Source organism: Vagococcus sp. CY53-2 (genome assembly GCF_022604695.1).
GTDB lineage: Bacteria > Bacillota > Bacilli > Lactobacillales > Vagococcaceae > Vagococcus.
Window position 1 is genome coordinate 164790 of the sequence record NZ_JALAHP010000003.1, and the last position, 19403, is coordinate 184192.

Here is a 19403-nt window from a genome sequence, read left to right on the forward strand (position 1 = left end):
CTACTTTTTCATTAATAATTTCAACCCAATACGTAAGTACTCGTCTGTTGTCTTATCTTGATAACTTTCAAGCTCTTTTTTGATTTTCTTAATCTCTCTTTCAGAATACCCAAGTGCTTTTAGGGCTTCGATTGCTTCATCTAATTGTTGCGTTGTCTCTACAGTAAATAAATCTTCTTGTGTGGAAATAGTGGTCGTTTCAGATGCTTCGACTGCAACATCATCTAATTTACCTTGTAAATCTAAAATCATTTGTTGTGCTGTTTTCTTTCCAACACCTGGGAATTTCGTTAAATACGTCGCGTCTTGCGCTTCGATTGCTTGAACTAAACCTGAATGGTCATCTAACGCCATAATCGCTAATCCACTTTTTGGTCCAATTCCTGAGACACTAATTAATTTTAAAAATAGTTGTTTTTCCTCTAATGTGGCAAACCCATAAAGTAAATGGGCATCATCACGAATAACCTGATGCAAGTAAACCGTCACCTCTTGATTTAAATAAGCTGAATAGCGAAATGGATTTGCCACCGCAATTTGATAACCTAATCCATTTGTTTCAACGACTATATAATAAGGACTAGTAAATGTTACTGTCCCTTTGATGTATTCATACACTTGTTTTCTTCCTTTCACGTACGCATGTTCCCTAAAATTGTACCATATCCCGAACAATTATCCTATGCTTTCCTTATTAAAAAAAGCCCCCATAAATATGGGAAGCCCTAGTTAATTAAACAGTGCTAAATATTCAGCATAGCCTTCTTTTTCTAAATCTTCAACTGGAACAAAACGTAACGCAGCACCATTAATACAATACCTTAGTCCACCTTTGTCTTGTGGTCCGTCTGGAAACACATGACCTAAGTGTGAATCAGCTTGGGAACTTCTGACTTCAGTTCGCACTCTTGCAAGCGTAGTGTCTTCAAGTTCTTTTAATGTTGCTATAGGCTTTGTAAATGATGGCCACCCACATCCAGCGTCATATTTATCCGTTGAAGAAAACAATGGTTCCCCACTAACGATATCTACGTAAATGCCATCTTTATCAAACTGGTCATACTCACTTGAAAAAGGACGTTCTGTGCCATTTTCTTGAGTGACTTGATACTGTAAAGGGGTTAATGTTTGTTTTAACTCTTCTTTATTTGCCAACTTTCTTCACCTCCCTAATTCTTTAAATAGTTGGTTTAAATAACCAACTGGTAAGCCAACGATAGAAAAATAATCCCCTTTTATCTCTTTGACAAACACACTTGCTTTTCCTTGGATACCATAAGCCCCTGCTTTATCCATTGGTTCACCAGTTTTAATGTAACCAGTGATGTCTTCTTCATCCAAATCATAAAACAACACATTCACAACTTCGATATGTTCATATATTTTTTCAGGGGTTATCACACAAACGGCTGTCATTACGCTATGTGTCTTACCACTTAGTTTTTCTAACATATCGTAAGCATCTTTTTCATCAATCGGCTTCCCCATAATGTCATTATCTAACACAACTGTTGTATCACACCCAATTACTGTTTCATTTGGATAAAGTTTAATAATTTCTTTAGCTTTTTCTCTGGCCATGCGACGAACATAATCTTTGGATAATTCATCTAAATTGACCGTTTCATCTATATCGGCTGGGCTTATCGTAAAATGACTTGTCACAAATGACAATAACTCTTTTCTTCTAGGTGATGCTGACGCTAGTATCATGTACGTCTTCCTTTCTAATGTGGCTCTTGAATTCGTTTAAATAATTTTTCCATATCCTGATTGGTAAAGTGAATCAACACAGGGCGACCGTGCGGACAATTAAACGGATTCTCACATGTTTCTAACTCGTCTAATAAGGCTCGTGCTTGACGTTCATCCAAATGATGGTTGGCCTTAATTGATTGCTTACAACTCATCATAATTGCTGTAGCCTCACGAAAGGATTTTACTTCAACTTTTCCTTCTTCTAGGAAAATATCAATCATTTCACGGATGGTCGACTCTTCTTTTCCAACTGGATACCACGTTGGATGAGAACGGATAATAAAACTCTGTTGTCCAAAATCCTCTAACTCAATCCCGACTTCTTCAAACACCGATAGATTTTCTTTAATCTTTATGTAATCATCTACTGAGTATTCCAAAATAATTGGCACAAGAAGTTGTTGTTTGTCTTCCCCAACGTCTCCTATTTTTTCTCTAAAATACTCATACTTGATACGTTCTTGAGCGGCATGTTGATCAATAATATAAAGTCCCTCATCACTTTGGGCAAATAAATAGGTGCCATGCATTTGACCAAAATATTCTAAATGGGGAAAACTGTGCGTTGATGTTTCTTGCGTATCAGTTTTTGGTAGATCAACCACTTCTTCAATCACTTCATGAGAAACAGTATTTGATTCTATGTCACTCTCTTGCGTATAAGTCGCATCATCTAATTTTTCTGAGACACCATTTGTGTAATCTTTTGCTTCTTTAAATAGTTCTTTTTCTTCATTATTTTTTAAATAAAATTCACCCGTCAATGAATCATACGCTAAATTGGTATCTTTAATTTGTTGTTCACGCTCTAGTGGTTTAGCAGAATGCTCAAATGGTAATTGTTGTTGCTCTACTTTAATCGTTTCAACTTGTTTTTTAAATGGTTTGCTATCATTCACGCGAGGAATCAGCACTTCCTCACCCAACGTTTTAGCAATGCTTGTTTCAATTAGCGTAACGAGTTCTTTTTCTTTACTTAGGCGAACTTCTTGTTTAGTTGGATGAACATTCACATCAACAAGCAATGGGTCCATCTCAATTGATAACACGGCAATCGGAAATCGACCAACCATCAGTTTTGAACCATATCCAGATACAATGGCTTTATTTAAAATAAAATTTTTGATGTAGCGACCATTGATGATGAGTGAGATATAATTACGGCTAGCTCGTGTCACTTCTGGTAAAGACACATAACCTGTTAGCTTAAAATCCAAATCATCCCCTGATACTTCAATCATTTTTTTTGCTGTATTAACACCATAAACACCGGCAATCGCTTGTTTTAAATCACCACTTCCTAGTGTTCGTAACATTCGATGACCATCATTAGTTAATGAAAACGAAATATCTGGATGGCTCATAGCTAACCGATTGACTACATCACCAATATTAGCTAACTCTGTTTGTAATGTTTTAACATATTTTAGTCTAGCTGGTGTATTAAAAAAGATATTTTCAACCGTTATACTAGTTCCTTTACGCAATGAGTGAGACTTGTGCTCTTTTACTATACCACCTGATAGAAAGAGATAGCTTCCTTCTTCACCAGTTGATGTTTCAAGTGTCACCTCAGATACTGAAGCAATACTGGGTAATGCTTCACCACGAAAACCGAGTGAACGAATACGAAACAAATCTTCACGGTTATGAATTTTACTGGTGGCATGGCGCTTAAAGGCATTTAACACGTCATCTGAAGAAATTCCTTCCCCATTATCAATTACTTGAATTTTCTTTAATCCTGATTCTTCAATAAAAATATCAATTTTCGTACTACCAGCATCAATCGAGTTTTCAAGCAATTCTTTAACGACTGAAGCGGGACGTTCCACTACCTCACCAGCAGCAATTTGGTTGGCTAAAATCTGTGATAACTCTTCAATTTTCGCCATGCTTCTAGCCTCCTTTTACTGCACTTTTTTTTGTAATTCAGATAAAATATTTAACGCTTCGAGTGGCGTTACACTTAACAGATTTAAATTTTTAATATCATTCACCACTTCAACTGATTCAGGTGTTTCTTCTGAAAACAGTGATAGTTGTGCCGCATCTTCTGTTGATGTTATTTCTTTTTCAAAAATTAGATGTGCGTCACTAACTTCTGTTGTGTGAACTGCTTGTGATTCAAAATTTTCTAATAAATCAGATGCTCTATGTAGTAAATTCGTTGGTAATCCTGCTAGTTTAGCTACATGAATCCCGTAACTTTTATCAGCTGGACCTTCCATCATTTTGTGTAAAAAGACGACTTCACCATTTTCTTCCACTGCTCCAACATGACGATTGCTAACACCTTTTAATTCTTGTTCAAGTGTTGTAATTTCATGATAATGCGTAGAGAAAAGAGTTTTAGCTCCCACATATTCGTGAATATATTCGATAATTGCTTGAGCTAATGCCATTCCGTCATACGTTGCAGTTCCACGACCTAACTCATCAAATAAAATCAAACTATTTGGTGTCGCATACTGCAATGCTTGATTTGCTTCCATCATCTCAACCATAAACGTACTTTGTCCTGATATCAAATCATCTGATGCCCCAATTCGGGTAAAAATCTGATCAAAAATAGGTAAAACTGCTTTTTCAGCGGGAACAAAACAGCCAATTTGAGCCATAATAACTGTTAGAGCTAGTTGCCTCATATAGGTACTTTTTCCTGACATGTTTGGTCCAGTTATTAGTAAAATCATCGTGTCTTTATCCATCTCAATACTATTTGGCACATATTCTTGACTGCCTAATACTTTTTCAACAACCGGATGTCTTCCATTATCTACTTGAATAATCAATTGATTCGTTGTCATTTCAGGTCGAACATATTGATATGTTTCACTAATTTCAGCAAATCCTTGTAAAATATCAAGTGTTGCCACAGCTTTTGCGAGTGACTGCAACCGTTCAATTGACTCTTTGACCGTTTCTCTTACTTCTAAGAACAAACGATATTCTAATTCTTGTGATTTTTCTTGTGACTCTAAAATTAGTGTTTCCATCTCTTTCAACTCAGGTGTAATATATCTTTCTGCGTTGGCTAGTGTTTGCTTTCTTTCATACCGATCAACTGGTACATCTTGAATATTACTTTTTGTCACTTCAATAAAATAGCCAAATACTCGGTTAAATTTAATTTTTAATGTTTTTATGCCTGTCGCTTGGCGTTCTTTGGCTTCCATTTCGGCTAACCATTGTTTGCCATTTTTCATAGCATCACGGTATTTATCTAACTCATCATTAAAGCCATCTTTAATAACATTCCCCTCAGTAATCGATAAAGGGGCTTCTTCATTAATTGACTCACTAATAATCGCAACTAAATCATCCATTGGTGTAATTTGTTCTAACAATGTACCAAACTGACCATTATCTAATCCTTGAATGATATTTTGAATCATCGGAATTTGCTCAAGTGATTGTTTTAATTGAAGCAAATCACGCCCATTAACTGTCCCAAATGCCACGCGTCCGGCTAATCGCTCTAAATCATAGACATGGCGTAAATACTCTTTTAAATCCATTCGCTCAAAATAAGCTTGAGTCAAACTTTCAACCATTTCTTGCCTCTCTTTAATAGCTGATAACTTTAATAAAGGGCGATCAATCCATTGTTTTAATAAACGCCCACCCATCGCTGTTTGGGTTTCATCAAGTAGCCAGAGCAATGTGCCTTTTTTATCTTTTGATCGAATGGATTGCGTTAATTCTAAATTATATTTAGAGTAATAATCCATTTTTAAAAAGTGACTTGGCTCATAGACTTGAGCTTGCTGTAAATGACTTAACTGTCTTTTTTGTGTGTTGGAAAGATACGTTAGTAATATCTGTGTTGATAATTTGGCTAACTTATCCTCTATTTTTTCCATCAAATAACTAAATTCAGATTCTATTTCGCCTATCGTTTGAGGTGACTGAACAATCGATTGTGATTCAAGCCACTCTAATAACGACTGTGGCAAGTCACTTCCGATTACGATTTCTTTCGTTCTTAACCCACTGCACTCATTTTGAACTGTCTCTTCATCTAGCAATGTGGCAACATTCATTTCCCCTGTACTTAAATCCGTATAAGAAAAACCATAGCGGCCACTAACCTCATCATAGACAATCGCTGTTAAAAAATTATTTTGCTTTGCATCGGTTTCTTGCTTTCCTAGCGCAGTCCCTGGTGTGACTAACTGAACGACTTCACGTTTCACCATACCTTTTGTGGTTTTAGGATCTTCAACTTGCTCACAGATTGCCACTTTATACCCTTTTTCAACTAAAATATCAATATAATTGGCAGCAGAATGATGGGGCACCCCACACATTGGTATCGGATTTTCTGCATTTTTATTTCGACTAGTTAGCGTTAATTCTAATAATTGAGATACCTTTTCTGCATCCTCATAAAACATTTCATAAAAATCACCCAAACGATAAAATAAAAAAGCGTCTGGATATTGCGCTTTGATTTCAAAATACTGCTCCATCATTGGCGTATGTTTTGTTTTTTGTGGCATACAATCACTTCCCTACTCTTTTTCATTTAATAACTTTTCTAATGAATCGTTCACTTGCGATTGCAATAAAGACGTTAAATGATGCAACAAATCATTGGCTTCAACCAAACACTCCCTATATTCAAGTACTAGTGGATGATGATCAAATGCTTCTTGCAGTTCATCGGCTTGTCTTAACATTTCTTTTTCAGCATTTGGTTTGTCATAGTGAGCAAACTTCACTGCTTCTTTTTGCAGCTGTTTGATTTGTTCCACCATCTCTTTTAATCCATCGTGTTTATCAATTTTTTTCTCTATTCTTTTATAAGCTTTTATGGTGTCGTGATCTTCTAAACTCTCTAACAAGATAGATAAAGACTCATTTATTTGTGCATCATAGACTTCTCTTTTCTCCATCATAAAAGCCCCTTTCTTATTACACTATTCTCTAAACGGACTATCTGCACTAATGGTATTTGCTTCTATTTTTTTCGCTTTTCCTGTCTTATCATCAATATCAATCACACAATAAGATAAGATTGAACGCCCACTTGTAACCACTTCAAAACGATGTGGCAAAGCGGTACGAAACTTTTCAATAACAGCTGTTCTTTCCATACCTAAAATACCATCATATGGCCCTGTCATCCCAACATCTGATAAATAAGCTGTTCCTTCTGGCAAAATACGTGCATCATTTGTTTGAACATGTGTATGTGTCCCAACAATAGCAGAAACACGTCCGTCTAAAAACCAACCCATTGCTTGTTTTTCACTCGTTACTTCTCCATGAAAATCAATAAAAATATGAGATGTTCTTTGTGATGCTTCTTCAACTAATTTATCAATCACATCAAATGGATCATCTATTGGTATCATAAACGTTCTTGCTTGTAAGTTAATGACGGCTAACTCAATCGTATTTACTTTGACATAAACAATCCCTTTTCCAGGTGTTGTGTCTTTTGGAAAATTCACTGGTCGAACCATTTTTTTTGCGTCCTGTATAAACTCAAAAATATCGCGATTATCCCAAGCGTGGTTACCCAAAGTCACCACATCTGCCCCATATTGTAAGATTTCTTTGTATATTTTTTCTGTAATCCCACGACCTGCTGCGGCATTTTCACCATTCACAATCGTGACTTGGGGATGATATTTTTTCTTTAACTTTGGAAGATAGGTGCCTAAGGTTTCTCTTCCTAATGACCCGACAACATCTCCAACAAATAATAAACGCATTTATTTTCCTCTTTTCTAATTAGCTACCTATATATTTTAACAAGTTTCAAACCTAAATAAAAGAAATCAAAATTTTTTCTATCTTTCATTCTATTATTTTTATGTTAGAATGGAAAAAATAGTGTTTCTTGAAAGGGTGAAACATCATGCCAAACACACTACTTATCTTCGGAGGAAGCGGTTTTATTGGACAAAAAATTTGTCAAAAAGCGATAGAACAAGGCTATCACGTTTACAGCATTTCAACGCACGGTAAACCTAGTATAAATGAAAAATGGGTACATCATGCAAACATGACTTGGATTGCCAGTGATGTAGTAAAACATGACACTTGGCAAAACAATATTCCAAATTCTATTCACTATTGCATTAATTTAATTGGCATTTTAAAGCAAACAACGAAACAAACCTATGTTAATAGCATTATCAAACCAAATGACATTATTAGTAATTGGGCAACAACAAAGCAGATACCTTATCTGTTTCTCTCAGCAAAATTTGGGCCGTTAGGCTATATCAAAGCAAAAAAAGAAGCTGAATCTTTGATTATCTCTCAAGACAATCAAAATACTATTGTTTATTCTGGTTTAGTAACGGATAAAAACCATCTCTTAAAACAAACACAAGGCGTTTTATTGAAACTCGGTGCTAAGACACCTGTGCTTTCTCATTGGTGTAAACAAGTTTATCCAATAGACGTCAATCATTTGGCATGCGCCATTTTAAATGTCGTGAAGTCACCTAGTAAAACAAGTAAGTATGTTGATTTAACACAATAAAGGAGTGCGTTAACGTGAATATTTTAATTACGGCAGGAGGAACATCTGAAGCAATCGATTCAGTAAGAAATTTAACCAATCATGCAACAGGTTCGTTAGGGAAAGTAATAGCAGAAACATTTGCTGAATATGTTGATACTATTTTTTATGTTCATGGACCAAAAGCAGTCCTACCAAGTAATCCAGCTATCAAATTTTTTCCTATTGCTTCTGTTAGAGATTTAGAAAAAACGATGCAAGACATTTTAACTACGACACCTATCCATACTGTCATTCATAGTATGGCTGTTAGTGATTATGAGTTAGACTATACGACATCGGAAATTGACATAGCAAAAAACTTAGCCGATATGATATCAACTAAATCCCCTTCAACTAAAGATGAACTAGAAAATTTAATAAAAATAGCTCTTACTTCTGACGTATTAGCATCAAATACTGGTGAGAAAAAAATACGTTCAACTTCTGAACAACTCATTATTGCATTAAAAAAAGCACCTAAAGTAATTCACTCTATAAAAAAATGGCAACCAACCACTCAATTAATTGGGTTTAAGTTATTAGTTGGTGTGAGTGATGCTGATTTAGTAGCTGCTGCAACCGACAGTATCAAAAAAAATAAGGCTGACTACATTGTAGCCAATGACTTAGAAAATATTTTAGCAGATAAACACGAAGCCTTAATTATTAATCATCAAGGGATCAAAGAGAGATGTCATACGAAACAAGACATTGCAAACACACTACTGACATTGATTAAACAGGAGGGATAAACTTATGCCAAAAGTATTATTAGGAGTTTCTGCGAGCATTTCTGCCTATAAAGCAGCTGATATTATCAGTCAATTAAAAAAACAACAAATCGACGTCGAAGTAATTATGACAAAAAATAGCACACAAATAATTCCACCACTAACCCTTCAAGTGCTATCAAAAGAAACAGTCCATACAGACGTTATGTATGAACATAAACCAAGTGATATTAATCACATTGATATGGTAAAACGTGCGGATTTATTTTTAGTTGCACCTGCTACTGCTAATATTATTGGGAAAATGGCTAATGGAATTGCAGATGATATGCTATCTACCACAGCTTTAGCTGTCCATGATATTCCCAAATTGGTTGCTCCTGCCATGAATACCTATATGTATACAAACCCTGCGATGAAGCGTAATCTCACACAACTAGAAGAAGATGGTTACACGATTATTGAACCAAAAGAAAGTTTACTAGCTTGTGGTGATTATGGTAAAGGTGCCTTAGCTGATGTTGAGGTTATCGTTGATATAATCAAAAAGCAATTAATCAAAAAATAAAAAGGAGTTTCATTGTGAAAACAAAACGTTTAACACTTACCGCTATATTTTTAGCAATCATCATTTTATTTTCTTTTACACCACTAGGGTTTATCAACTTAGGTTTTATAAAAGCTACACTCGTACACATACCTGTTATTATTGGAGGAATTGTCTTAGGACCAAGAATCGGAGCATTTTTAGGGTTATCATTTGGATTACTGAGTATGACAATTAATACCATGACGCCATCTGCTTTATCATTTGCTTTCTCTCCATTTATACCAGTCATTGGGACAAACAATGGGAGTTTATGGGCAATTGTCATTGCGCTTATTCCTAGAATATTAACTGGTGTTGTCCCTTATTTTGTCTATAAATGGCTAAATTCAACTAATAAGCTACCTGATAGACTATCGCTCTTTATATCAGGTATTGCTGCTTCAATGGTTAATACACTTCTGGTTATGAATTTAATCTATCTATTATTCCAAGATGCCTATTCTCAATTAAAAGGGGTAGCCATCGGAGCTGGTCTTTATAAAGCTGTTTTAAGCGTTATTTTTATTAATGGTGTCCCAGAAGCATTAGTAGCTGGTATTGTAGTAAGTGCTATTACTGGCGTGTTGTTGAAAATCTATCAAAAAGGTGGACAACATCTATAGAAAAAATCGTTGTTTTTTTGAACAATTATGATAGAATAATAACTGACTTTATTATGAGACATAACCCGTATATCACTTACGCTTGCTTATGTACTTGTATCAGTCTACCCCACTTTAACCAAAGTGGGGTTTTATATTTAAATTAATCTACTAAAGAACAGAACATTTCCCTTAACTAATTAAAAATATAAAGTGCATTAACATGGTTGTTCTAACATCATTAATATTTTTCAAGTTTATTAATTGTCTGTCTCACTACTTTTCTAGGTGGTAAATATCTTCCTGATTCCTCATATCGTGTTGCTTTTAAATCCAATTGACCTATATTTGATAATTGACTCAACTCAGATAATGACATTCCATTTTTCTCAGCCAAATGCCACATATAATTTAATTCTTTTTGCCGTTTAATAGAATAATATTTTGCAACAGATAACATGGTTAGGTAAGCTATCATTAACCACATTTTTCCAGATATTAATAATACAACACAATAAATCCCAATCACTAGATATAAATAATATATTTTTTTCATTATTATGATACCTCCTTCTCTCTATTAGTATAACAAAAAAACTCTTACTTTTTCGTAAGAGTTTTAGTAAGTCATAATCATATCATCTTCATCATTTTCTGGATTTTTTGCTTTTATCTCAATCACTAGTTTATGTGGTAAACAGATACTGGTTTGGCCCACACGACTAATCCAACTTGTCATGACTGCTATTTGATCAGGACTATTGTCTTCTTTTACTCGAATACGTGTGCCGTCCACTTCCACTATATTATATTTATCTCCACCTGGATAATACGTTTTTTCAAAATGTTTGGTGTCCTCATTTAAATCAAACCGATCAACTTCTTTACCATTGATAGTTACAATAGCTATTGTGCCACTATCGTCTTTTTCTTTTGCTTGACTCATTCCAAAAACCACATACGGAACAAATGACAACACAACCAAACAAATGATTACAACGCCATCCATATATCGCCATTGTTTTTTTAATTCATGCCATAATTTCATCTTTTTATTTCCTTTCAAGCACTACTCTTAGTAAGATAACGTTAATTTCAAAAATCGTCAACTTTTTTATTTAAATATCTTTTTATGTACTTGTGAAAAAAACATCAATATTGCTATTTTTAAAACTTTTATCTATAATTGTTTGATACAAACTCTAGGAGGAATTACTGTGTCAAAGTATCAAGTATTATTATATTATTTATATGTCCCTATTGAAAATCCTGAAGAATTTGCCAAAGAGCATTTAGAATTATGTAAATCATTTAATCTTAAAGGTCGTGTATTAGTTGCCAAAGAAGGCATCAATGGTACTCTGTCTGGTCTAACTGAAGACACACAACGTTATATGGATTACATGCATGCTGATGAACGTTTCAAAGATATTTTCTTTAAAATAGATCCAGCTGACGAGCAAGCGTTCAAAAAAATGTTCGTCCGTCCTCGTCCTGAACTAGTCTCTTTAAAATTAGAAGATGATATCAACCCGTTAGAATTAACTGGAAATTATTTATCACCTCAAGAGTTTAAAGAAGCTATTTTAGATGAGGATACCATTGTCATTGATGCAAGAAATGATTACGAGTATGATTTAGGTCACTTTAGAGGAGCTGTTCGTCCAGATATTCGTACATTTAGAGAATTGCCTCAATGGATCCGTGATAACAAGGAAAAATTTATGGATAAACGTGTTGTGACTTACTGTACAGGAGGCATTCGTTGTGAAAAATTCTCTGGTTGGTTAGTTCGCGAAGGTTTTAATGATGTTGGCCAATTACATGGCGGTATCGCTACTTACGGTCGTGATCCTGAAGTTCAAGGTGAGCTATGGGATGGAAAAATGTATGTATTTGATGAACGTATTAGTGTCCCTATCAACCACGTTGATCCTGTTGTCGTCGGAGTTGATTGGTTTGATGGCACGCCTTGTGAGCGTTATGTCAACTGTGGTAATCCAGAATGTAACCGACAAATTTTATGTTCAGAAGAAAATGAAGCAAAATATGTTCGTGGTTGTTCTCATGACTGTCGTATTCATGAAAGAAATCGTTACATCACTGAAAATAACATTACACCAGAAGAATGGATTAAAAGAATTCATGACTTAGGTGAAGAATTTGATGTTGAAAGAATGGAAACAGTTGAGTGATCAATAAATATCTAAAGGAATCTTGCATTTTGCAAGATTCTTTTTTATATAAAAAAGCCACTAGTTTTCACTAGTGGCAAAAAGGAGTTATTTATTTACTTTGGAGGAGTAAATAAAATGAAAAAGTTTGTTAGGGTTGTTTTGTTGGTATGCTTATATACTAACCTCTTTTTATGAAAAAACGATGTCCTTTTTCATGCTTTTTGTGACCTTTTACTTAAGAAAAAGTAAAGAACATCCCACATAAAAAAGCCACTAGTTTTTACTAGTGGCAAAAAGGAGTTGTTTATTTACTTTGGAGGAGTAAATAAAATGAAAAAGTTTGTTAGGGTTGTTTTGTTGGTATGCTTATATACTAACCTCTTTTTATGAAAAAGCGATGTCCTTTTTTATGCTTTTTGTGACCTTTTACTTAAGAAAACGTAAAGAACATCCCACATAAAAAAGCCACTAGTTTTTACTAGTGGCAAAAAGGAGTTGTTTATTTACTTTGGAGGAGTAAATAAAATGAAAAAGTTTGTTAGGGTTGTTTTGTTGGTACACTTATATAGTAATATCAAACCATGATAAAACAATGCCTTTTTTTATTAGTTTATTTAAACTTTTACTTAAGAAAATATAAAGATAAATTCCTCTCTACTTTTCTTTATATAATTTAAATCCTGGAATAGTCAGCATGATACATAAACTTACTAAGTAAATAGCCGATAAACACACCACTACAGCTGTTAGGGAATAATTGTCCATTAAAAAGCCAATCACAACAGAAGAAAAACCACCAATTGCGCGACCTAAGTTCATAATCACATTATTAGCTGTCGCACGTATTTCAGTTGGGTAAAGTGAACTGATTATTGCACCGTATCCACCATACATACCATTAATAAAGTAGCCAACTAACATCGTTGACAGTAGTAAACTCCATTGACCTTTTGACAATATAATCAGATAAACTGATAAAGACGAAAAAATCAAAAATAATCCAAAAGATAATTTAGGGCCTAACTTATCCATCACCGTTCCAAATGTTAACATCCCTAAACTCATACCAAAGATAGTACTAATCATCCACAATGACGATCCTGATACAGACAAGCCTAGTTGTATTTGCATAATAGATGGTAACCAGTTCATCAACCCGAAATATCCCGCAATTTGGACCGTTACCATTAAAGTTAGTCCCACCGTTTGCCAAGTCGTTTGAGCGTCTTTAAATAATAAAGATAATGTTGGTTTTTCACCACTTTCTTGACGTTCTTTAAAACTTTCTGGCTCTGTTAGCCCTCTTCGAATAAACAAGACAAAAAATATTGGTAAAACACCTATAACATACAACATCTTCCAACCTAGTACAGGAATAATCAATGAGGCTAAAATAGCCGCAACAATTGCTCCTACTTGTCCACCAATCGCAACTACCGACGTTGCTCTTGCTAAGTTTTTCTTTGAAAATGTTTCTGAAACAAGTGACATACATGCCCCATACTCTCCACCTGCTCCCACACCTGCAATAAAACGGAATAAATAAACCAAATAAATATTTGAAGCAAAAAACATCAACAATGATGCCATAGAAAAAGTAACAACTGTATATGAAAAGACTTTAACTCTTCCTATTTTATCGGCTAAAAGGCCAAAAAAAATACCACCTGCCAACATGCCCAAATTAGTAATAGTGGAAATAAATCCCGCTTGAGCACTTGTAACCTGTAGTGATGAAATAATAGATGATAATGAAAATGCTAAAAACATGATATCCATGTTCTCTAACCCGATACCTGCTGCTGTTGATACTAAAACTTTTCGTTGATACTTAGACACGAACAATCGCTCCTTCTTTTAACCATTTTTACTATTAAATCATAATTATTCACAAAAAGAAAGAAAAATTTTCGTTTTTTATTATTTTGTTTTTTACAGCAATTAAAAAAGACATCAAACACCTCTTATTAGATGTTTGATATCTTTCTAATTATTTGTCATAAATAATCGTTACAGGTCCATCATTTTTTATATCAACTAACATATCCGCTCCAAAAATACCTTCTTTAACTTCTAGTCCTTCTTGACGTAATCGTTTATTAAAGTAATCATAGAGTTTACTTGCCATATTCGGATGACCTGCTTTAGCAAAACTTGGACGATTACCCTTTTTAATATCTGCTAATAAAGTAAACTGTGAAATGGATAAAATGCTACCTTCAATTTGATGGATATCAAGATTCATCTTTCCATCTTCATCTTCAAAAACTCTTAGTTTACTTATTTTTTTTGCCAGATAATCTGCTTCTTCTTTCGTATCTTCTTCTGCAATACCAACTAAAAGCATATATCCTTTTTTAATACTCGCTACTTTTTTGTTATCTATTGAGACACTTGCTTCTGATACACGTTGCAATACTACTCGCATACTGTTCTCACCTACCCTTTTGTTCGCTTCACGCTATGAACGTCTGGTATATTTTTTATCTTATCAACAATTTGTTCTAGATGAGCCAAATTACGAATACTTATTGTTAAATGGATGACACCCATTTTATTCTTAGCTGTCTTTGCTTCCACACTCATCAGTTTTTTAGTATTAGCATTCACAACGAGTAGCACATCATTTAACAATCCTGAGCGATTGTAGCCGTAAATTTCTAAATCAGCATTGTACTCCGTTTCACTATTGGCTGCTGTATCTTCCCACTCAACTTCAATTTGACGCTCTTTTACTTCAGGAGAACTATTCATATTTGGGCAATCCTTACGGTGAATAGACACACCCCGACCTTTTGTAATGTAACCAACAATTTCATCACCTGGTACAGGATTACAACAACGACTAATTCGGACTAATAAATTATCCGCACCCTGAATAACGACGCCACCTTCATGGCGAATTTTCATTCGATTAGCTTCTTTTTTCTGTGCAGATTGTTTCATTAATTCTTCGTTTTCTTCTTGTTGCTTTTTAATGCCTCGTTCTTTACGTTCTTTTTCTGTTAGACGATTAAACACAACTTGTGCGGTGATTTCACCAAAACCAACAGCCGCATACAAATCATCTAATTGCTGGAATGCAAATTTTTCTAATGCATCATCAACTTTTTCTTTTGTTAAAAAATCTTTGGCGACAAAATCATTGTCTTCAAACATTTTTTCAAGTTGATGTTTTCCTTTATCAATGTTTTCTTCTCTATCACGAATTTTGAAGAATCGTTTGATTTTATTTCTGGCTTTACTTGTCACCACCATATTAACCCAATCTTGACTAGGTCCAAATGAATTTTGAGAAGTTAAGACCTCAATGATGTCCCCGTTTTTTAGCTTATAATCAAGGGGAACCATCTTACCATTAACTTTTGCACCTGTAGTCTTATTTCCGACTTCAGTATGGATATTATAAGCAAAATCAAGGGGGCCTGAGCCTTTCGGTAATTCCGTTACGTCTCCTTTTGGTGTGAACACGTATACTTTATCACTAAAGATTTCACCTTTAACATTAGCCATAAACTCAGAGGCATCATAATTTTCATCTTGTAACTCAATGATTTCACGAAGTAGACTAATTTGGTTAGCATTATTATCCGTTTGTTGCTCTGTTTTTCCTTCTTTATACGCCCAATGAGCTGCTACCCCAAACTCGGCAATTTGATGCATCTCATGCGTTCTAATTTGAATTTCAATTGGACTACCATTAGGTCCAATAATTGTGGTATGGAGTGATTGGTACATATTTGTCTTAGGTACTGCAATATAATCTTTAAATCGTCCAGGAAGTGGTTTCCACTTTGTATGAATTGCGCCTAAAACAGCATAACAATCTTTAATTGAATCAACAATCACACGAATAGCTAATAAATCATAAATTTCAGAGAATTCTTTTTTCTTATCATGCATTTTACAATAAATTGAATAGATATGTTTTGGACGACCATAAATTTCACCGTAAATTCCCAACTCTTCTGTCGCTTCTCTAATCTCTTCTACTGCTTGAGCGACATATTGTTCTCGTTCACCACGTTTTGATTTCATCAAGTGAACAATGCGATAATATTGACGAGGATTCAAATAATGAAGAGAGCGATCTTCAAGCTCCCACTTAATCAAACTAATCCCCAATCGATGAGCTAAGGGAGCATAGATTTCCAAGGTTTCCTTTGCAATACGTCGTTGTTTGTCTTCTCTTAAATGATTCAGTGTTCGCATATTATGAACTCTATCTGCTAGTTTCACCATAATCACACGCAAGTCTTGTGACATGGCTAATAACATTTTACGATGATTTTCAGCGAGTTGTTCTTCATGTGATTTGTATTTAATTTTCCCAAGTTTTGTCACACCATCTACTAGCATGGCAACGTCTGGACCAAATTCTTTTTCCAAGTCTTCCAACGTAACATCTGTGTCTTCCACCACATCATGTAGAAACCCTGTGGCAACAGTATGAGGATCCATGTTTAATTCAGCCAAAATCCCTGCTACTTGGATGGGATGAATAATATATGGCTCCCCTGATTTTCTAAATTGTTCTTTATGTGCTTCTCTTGCGTAATCACTTGCTTTCTCAACAAATGCAACATGCTGAGGGTTCATATAAGTCGATACCATTTTTATTACTTCTTCAGCGGTCAAATCTTTTTCTTTTGGCATATTTTCCCCTCCTTATGAAAAAAAAGTACCACAATAGTACTTTTTAACTTAATTCTATTACTCTTATTATAACGCACTTAATTCACTATTTTCAATTTATCGTAATTTTTTTATTTGTTTATTCTTCACATAGTTCCCATTGATAACTCATAGCTGATAACGCGTAAAGTGGTGCTGTTTCAGCTCGTAAAATACGTGGCCCTAACGCACAACTTTTAACGTCATACTCTTCTAATATCTTAATCTCTTCTGGTGTTAAACCACCTTCTGGACCAAAAATAATCAGTAAAGACTCACCAAGGTTACAAGCCGATAATGTGGTAGTAAACTGGCTTTTCTCACCTTGCTTACTAGACTCTTCATAAGCCACTAAACAATGAGTGAAGCCCTTTGATTTTTCCAATAACTCTTTAAAAGAACGATATAGTTGGATATCAGGCACAACTTGTCTATGGGATTGTTCAGACGCTTCTTTTACGATTTTTTCCAATCGTTGCGTTTTCTTAATTCGTTTTTTCTCATCCCATTTGACGACAGACGTTTTTGAAGGAAAACCGATTAATTCATTCATGCCAAGCTCCGTACCTTTTTGTGCGACTAATTCTAGTTTATCGCCTTTAGTATACCCACAAGCGATTGTCACATTGACTGGCATCTCTTTTTTCATCTCTTCTTTTGAGACTTCACTAAATATAATCGTAGACTCTTCTATAGACACAATGATTGCTTTGATGGCCACTTGGTTTTGAAAGACTAAAAAGCATTCATCATCTACTGTCATACGCATCACATGTTTCGCATGATGAAAATCATCTCCAACTAATTCAAACGTTTCTTGTCCCTCATAATCATATGGCAAAAAATAACGTTGCATGTTTAATCCTCCAATTGTTTTTTAACAATGATGGCATACCAATCTTTTTGTTTAAATAATTGATCCACAATAAACTTTTCTTTTTCTAATTCTTCTAAAATCATTGGTACCTTGTCTTCAATAATTCCTGAAATAATCAGTGTTCCGTCATCTTTCAGGCAACGATGCGCATCTTTTAACATCAGCACAATAATGTCAGCCAAAATATTTGCCACAATGACATCCGCTTTTTTATCAACACCATTTAATAAGTCATTAGCCGAAACATGTACGTCTTTTGCAATAGGATTTAATGCCATGTTTTCTTTTGCGGAATTAACCGCAACCTCGTCTAAATCATAAGCAAACACATCTTCTGCTCCTAAAAACTTACTCGCAATACTTAATACGCCAGATCCTGTCCCCACATCTAATACCATTTCTCCCCCCCGAAGAGTCACTTCAAGCGCTTGTAACGTCAAACGTGTGGTTGGGTGTGTTCCTGTTCCAAATGCCATCCCTGGATCAAGATAAATGATATGTTCATCAGGATTGTTTGGTGTATACTCTTGCCACTCAGGGACGATCGTTAAATAACGACTAATATTTACTGGATGATAATATTTTTTCCAAGCAGTCGCCCAATCACTTTCTTCTACTTCAGAAGCTGTGATGCTATATTCACCAATATCTAACCCAAAAGAAGCTAGTTCTTCTACTTTTGGTTGAATACTAGGAATAATTTCTGGTAAAAATAACGTTTCTGGGAAATAAGCAATCACTTCTGCCCCTTCTTTTCGATGAGAAAATGTCTCCTTATCTAGAATCTCACCAAAAGGGTCACTCTCAAAATTTACTAAGTCCATCGCGTCTTCTATCGCAACACCATTAGCTCCTGCTTCCATTAAAATACTTGATACTGCTTCTACTGCCTCACTGGAAGTAATAACAGATAATTGATTCCACTTCATTGTCTAATCTCCCTTTTAATACTTTGGATAAGCTACCATAGCTGTCTCGTCATTATTTTTTTTCATCTCTTCAAATGCCTCATCATTCCACACTAATTCAAATGTTTCAATGGTTTCATCATTTAAAAAGTCTAGTAAATCATCTTGTCCATTCACTAACACTTCTGCCAAATAGTTTGCTAACGCTGTGATATCTCCTTTTGTCATCCCTTTTTTACGATTAAATGGAATCATAGCTAAATACTCTAACTCATCAGGTACTTCTTTATCATCAGCATATAATACTAAGCTGTCTTCAAATTCAATCACTTCTTCTTCAGATTGTGTTCCTTCTTCATCTTCAATGACATCATTTAATTTGTTTTCAGCAAATAATACGATAGATACTTCAATTCGGTGTTGTCTGACATCCCAATCAATAGCAAAGTCAAATTCTTCTAAGACTTTTTCAAGTTGTTTTTCTAATTCTGTTAACATATTGTCTTTCATTTTTTCACACACTTACACTTTCTTTGTATTGTCTCTCCTATCATACAAAAG

At 34.7% G+C, this 19403-nt stretch carries 20 protein-coding genes; 5 read left to right on the forward strand and 15 right to left on the reverse strand.

All coding sequences use genetic code 11. The features are described 5' to 3' along the window. The 7 genes from ruvA to MN581_RS06725 all read right to left on the reverse strand — a co-directional run bounded on the left by ruvA (nt 1) and on the right by MN581_RS06725 (nt 7484). Nucleotides 1-618, reverse strand: coding sequence for a Holliday junction branch migration protein RuvA (ruvA, locus tag MN581_RS06695; RefSeq protein WP_241699467.1), 618 nt, complete (start codon nt 616-618; stop codon nt 1-3). Nucleotides 619-729: 111 nt separating this feature from the next. Further along, the gene (gene msrB, locus MN581_RS06700; RefSeq protein WP_241699468.1) at nt 730-1155 is read right to left on the reverse strand and encodes a peptide-methionine (R)-S-oxide reductase MsrB; all 426 of its coding nucleotides are present in this window, start codon (nt 1153-1155) and stop codon (nt 730-732) included. 6 nt (nt 1156-1161) lie between these two features. Further along, nucleotides 1162-1713: a Maf family protein gene (locus MN581_RS06705; protein ID WP_241699469.1), complete on the reverse strand. Its 552-nt coding sequence runs from the start codon at nt 1711-1713 to the stop codon at nt 1162-1164. Nucleotides 1714-1727: 14 nt separating this feature from the next. Continuing rightward, nucleotides 1728-3653 carry a DNA mismatch repair endonuclease MutL gene (gene mutL / locus MN581_RS06710; protein WP_241699470.1) on the reverse strand — a complete coding sequence of 642 codons (1926 nt, stop codon included), beginning with the start codon at nt 3651-3653 and terminating at the stop codon, nt 1728-1730. A 15-nt stretch (nt 3654-3668) separates the two neighbouring features. Then, entirely contained in the window at nt 3669-6263 is a 2595-nt protein-coding gene (gene mutS, locus MN581_RS06715) for a DNA mismatch repair protein MutS (protein ID WP_117973324.1), read from the reverse strand. 12 nt (nt 6264-6275) lie between these two features. Next, nucleotides 6276-6659 (reverse strand): YlbF family regulator, encoded by a 384-nt coding sequence (locus MN581_RS06720; RefSeq protein ID WP_241699471.1) that lies wholly within the window; start codon nt 6657-6659, stop codon nt 6276-6278. A gap of 24 nt (nt 6660-6683) precedes the next feature. Next, a complete protein-coding gene (locus MN581_RS06725; RefSeq protein ID WP_117973326.1) occupies nt 6684-7484 on the reverse strand; it encodes a TIGR00282 family metallophosphoesterase in 801 nt (266 codons plus the stop codon). Between the two features lie 146 nt (nt 7485-7630). Between MN581_RS06725 and MN581_RS06730 the strand changes: the two genes are divergently transcribed. The 4 genes from MN581_RS06730 to MN581_RS06745 are packed head-to-tail and all read left to right on the forward strand — an operon-like array spanning nt 7631 to nt 10227. Beyond that, the gene (locus MN581_RS06730; RefSeq protein WP_241699472.1) at nt 7631-8263 is read left to right on the forward strand and encodes an NAD-dependent epimerase/dehydratase family protein; all 633 of its coding nucleotides are present in this window, start codon (nt 7631-7633) and stop codon (nt 8261-8263) included. Nucleotides 8264-8277: 14 nt separating this feature from the next. Then, nucleotides 8278-9036, forward strand: a complete 759-nt coding sequence (locus MN581_RS06735) for a phosphopantothenoylcysteine decarboxylase (protein ID WP_158559444.1) — start codon at nt 8278-8280, stop codon at nt 9034-9036. A 4-nt stretch (nt 9037-9040) separates the two neighbouring features. Next, on the forward strand, nt 9041-9583 hold the full coding sequence (locus MN581_RS06740) for a phosphopantothenoylcysteine decarboxylase (RefSeq protein WP_241699473.1): 543 nt from the start codon (nt 9041-9043) through the stop codon (nt 9581-9583). Between the two features lie 11 nt (nt 9584-9594). After that, on the forward strand, nt 9595-10227 hold the full coding sequence (locus tag MN581_RS06745) for an ECF transporter S component (protein ID WP_117973330.1): 633 nt from the start codon (nt 9595-9597) through the stop codon (nt 10225-10227). Nucleotides 10228-10447: 220 nt separating this feature from the next. Here the strand turns inward: MN581_RS06745 and MN581_RS06750 are convergent, their stop codons facing one another. Both MN581_RS06750 and MN581_RS06755 read right to left on the reverse strand, forming a co-directional pair. Then, nucleotides 10448-10762 (reverse strand): hypothetical protein, encoded by a 315-nt coding sequence (locus tag MN581_RS06750; protein ID WP_117973331.1) that lies wholly within the window; start codon nt 10760-10762, stop codon nt 10448-10450. A 63-nt stretch (nt 10763-10825) separates the two neighbouring features. Beyond that, nucleotides 10826-11254, reverse strand: coding sequence for a NusG domain II-containing protein (locus MN581_RS06755; protein ID WP_117973332.1), 429 nt, complete (start codon nt 11252-11254; stop codon nt 10826-10828). Nucleotides 11255-11423: 169 nt separating this feature from the next. On the opposite strand from MN581_RS06755, the gene MN581_RS06760 reads away from it, so the two are divergent. Next, nucleotides 11424-12401, forward strand: coding sequence for a rhodanese-related sulfurtransferase (locus tag MN581_RS06760; protein ID WP_117973333.1), 978 nt, complete (start codon nt 11424-11426; stop codon nt 12399-12401). Nucleotides 12402-13037: 636 nt separating this feature from the next. On the opposite strand, the gene MN581_RS06765 is transcribed toward MN581_RS06760, so the two are convergent. From MN581_RS06765 to MN581_RS06790, 6 genes are all read right to left on the reverse strand, one after another. Then, a complete protein-coding gene (locus tag MN581_RS06765; protein ID WP_117973334.1) occupies nt 13038-14222 on the reverse strand; it encodes an MFS transporter in 1185 nt (394 codons plus the stop codon). A 151-nt stretch (nt 14223-14373) separates the two neighbouring features. Beyond that, on the reverse strand, nt 14374-14811 hold the full coding sequence (dtd, locus tag MN581_RS06770; protein ID WP_241699474.1) for a D-aminoacyl-tRNA deacylase: 438 nt from the start codon (nt 14809-14811) through the stop codon (nt 14374-14376). A gap of 11 nt (nt 14812-14822) precedes the next feature. Next, on the reverse strand, nt 14823-17039 hold the full coding sequence (locus MN581_RS06775; RefSeq protein WP_241699475.1) for a bifunctional (p)ppGpp synthetase/guanosine-3',5'-bis(diphosphate) 3'-pyrophosphohydrolase: 2217 nt from the start codon (nt 17037-17039) through the stop codon (nt 14823-14825). 118 nt (nt 17040-17157) lie between these two features. Further along, nucleotides 17158-17913 carry a 16S rRNA (uracil(1498)-N(3))-methyltransferase gene (locus MN581_RS06780; protein ID WP_117973337.1) on the reverse strand — a complete coding sequence of 252 codons (756 nt, stop codon included), beginning with the start codon at nt 17911-17913 and terminating at the stop codon, nt 17158-17160. 2 nt (nt 17914-17915) lie between these two features. Next, nucleotides 17916-18863 (reverse strand): 50S ribosomal protein L11 methyltransferase, encoded by a 948-nt coding sequence (gene prmA / locus MN581_RS06785; protein ID WP_117973338.1) that lies wholly within the window; start codon nt 18861-18863, stop codon nt 17916-17918. A 15-nt stretch (nt 18864-18878) separates the two neighbouring features. Continuing rightward, entirely contained in the window at nt 18879-19352 is a 474-nt protein-coding gene (locus MN581_RS06790) for a DUF3013 family protein (protein ID WP_117973339.1), read from the reverse strand. Between the last annotated feature and the right edge of the window lie 51 nt (nt 19353-19403).